Genomic DNA, 2,075 nt, shown 5'->3' with positions numbered 1-2,075 from the left:
GAGATCATTGTTCTGTGCGTGCGCTGGTACCTTCGCTACAAGCTTAGCCTGCGGGACCTGGTCGAGATGATGGCCGAGCGGGGACTGGTGCTGGCGCACACCACGATCATGCGTTGGGTAAAGCGCTTTACACCGGAGTTCGTCAAGCGCTGGAATCGTTTTGGGATACCCACAGGGCGGTCATGGCGCGTTGACGAGAGTGTGTCACGAACACAAGTGAGAGCTTGTGGTGCTGTACTGAAGATGGGAGTAGGTCTCCCGAAGCCGGCTTGCGGGAGCAGGCTTCAAACCGCCCGGTGCTGCTGCGTTCAAAAGGCGTGGTGGTGAGCGACCGAGGAAAAGTCATCCATCAGGATGGCAGGTACGTGTTGGGAAGATGAGCGAAAGCAAACCGTTCGATGATGCGTCGTTAACTCGTCAAAGCGCTGTCAAAACTGGGGTCATCTCGTCGCCCCAGGATCAGTCAGGACGATACCTGCCTACGGACCTGACGGCAGCCGGCGTAGAGGCGGCATGAGCTCAACACAGGCTTCAGTATGGAACGTGAGAACCTTGTTGCGGATGTCAAGGGAAATGACAAGTGGCCAACACCATGAGAAAGAAAACCGATGCCGCAACGAGGGGCGGAGCTGCCCGTAGTAGTGTTGAAGCCCTTGTAATGAGGGTGGAGCGAAGGGGCGGCGTTATCCTGTTGACGAAGGTCACCAACCTGCATGTCGGGGATGAGTGACATGACCTCAACGAAACCGTACTGCATTGCGAAGCGCACGGTGTGGGAAGCGTATCAGCTGGTGAGGGCCAATCGGGGTGCTGCAGGCGTGGACGATGAAACGATCGCCATGTTCGAGCAGAACCTTTCGGGCAATCTGTACAAGCTGTGGAACCGGTTGTCGTCGGGGTCATATTTCCCGCCGCCCGTGAAGCAGGTTGAGATACCGAAAGCCCAGGGTGGTACCAGAAAGCTGGGTGTGCCCACCGTGTCGGATCGAATCGCGCAGACTATTGTCAAGCTCCTGATTGAGCCGCTACTCGATCCGATATTCCATGAGGATTCTTATGGGTATCGGCCGGGCAAATCGGCGAAACAGGCTATTGCGGTAACGCGCGAGCGTTGCTGGAAATACGACTGGGTTGTGGAGTTTGATATCAAGGCGGCGTTCGATCAGATCGATCATGGCCTCCTGCTCAAGGCGGTACGCAAGCACATCAAGGCGGACTGGATCCTGCTGTATATCGAGCGGTGGCTGACTGCGCCGTTCGAGACTGCGGACGGGGCGAGACTGCCACGGGTGCGAGGTACACCTCAGGGCGGTGTGGTCAGCCCGATCTTGATGAATCTGTTCATGCACTATGCATTTGACGCATGGATGCAGCGGTACTTTCCGCAATGTCTCTTTGCGCGCTATGCCGATGATGCGGTGGTCCATTGCCGCAGCGAGGCGCAGGCGCAGGAAGTCATGCATGCCATTGCCTCGCGGCTGGCGGAATGCGGGTTGCAGATGCATCCTGAGAAGTCGAAGATCGTGTATTGCAAGGACCGAAGCCGCAACGAGGCCTACCCGAATGTGACTTTTACATTTCTGGGCTTTCTGTTTCGTCCGCGAAGGGTGCTAACCAAGTCCGGGCGGCTCTCAACGAGCTTTCTGCCCGGCGTGAGTCCTGCTGCTCTGAAACGGATGAGACAGGCGGCGCGGCGGTGGCGGCTGCCCCGTCAAACATCAGGGTCACTGGTCGATCTGGCCGAGCAATGTAATCCCACGATACGTGGCTGGTGGAACTACTACGGGGCCTTCTATCGGACGGCAATGCACGGACTCGGTCAGTATCTGGACCGCAAGCTCGTGCGCTGGGCCCAGCGCAAGTACAAGACACTGCGACGGCACAAACGGCGCAGTGAGGAGTGGTTGCACAAGATGAAGAAGGCCTACCCGCGACAGTTCGTGCACTGGCAGTTTCAAGGGGCACAGGTTGGATAACGGGAGCCGTATGACGCGAGAGTGTCACGTACGGTTCTGCGAGAGACTTCAGGCGCAATTCCTGGGGTCTACTCACCCCTATCTGAAGATTCGAGGCAA

The 2,075-nt window shown here is 57.6% G+C and carries 1 protein-coding gene and 1 pseudogene; both read left to right on the top strand.

Annotated elements, in window-relative coordinates; all coding sequences use genetic code 11:
- Nucleotides 1-201 (top strand): annotated as a pseudogene (locus tag HV744_RS36435) (IS6 family transposase); the annotation flags it as partial.
- A gap of 530 nt (nt 202-731) precedes the next feature.
- On the top strand, nt 732-1,976 hold the full coding sequence (ltrA, locus tag HV744_RS36430) for a group II intron reverse transcriptase/maturase (RefSeq protein WP_217469224.1): 1,245 nt from the start codon (nt 732-734) through the stop codon (nt 1,974-1,976).
- Nucleotides 1,977-2,075: the final 99 nt, after the last annotated feature.

The organism is Paraburkholderia ultramafica (assembly GCF_902859915.1).
In the GTDB taxonomy this organism is placed as follows: domain Bacteria; phylum Pseudomonadota; class Gammaproteobacteria; order Burkholderiales; family Burkholderiaceae; genus Paraburkholderia; species Paraburkholderia ultramafica.
This window is presented reverse-complemented; position numbering and strand designations above follow the sequence as displayed.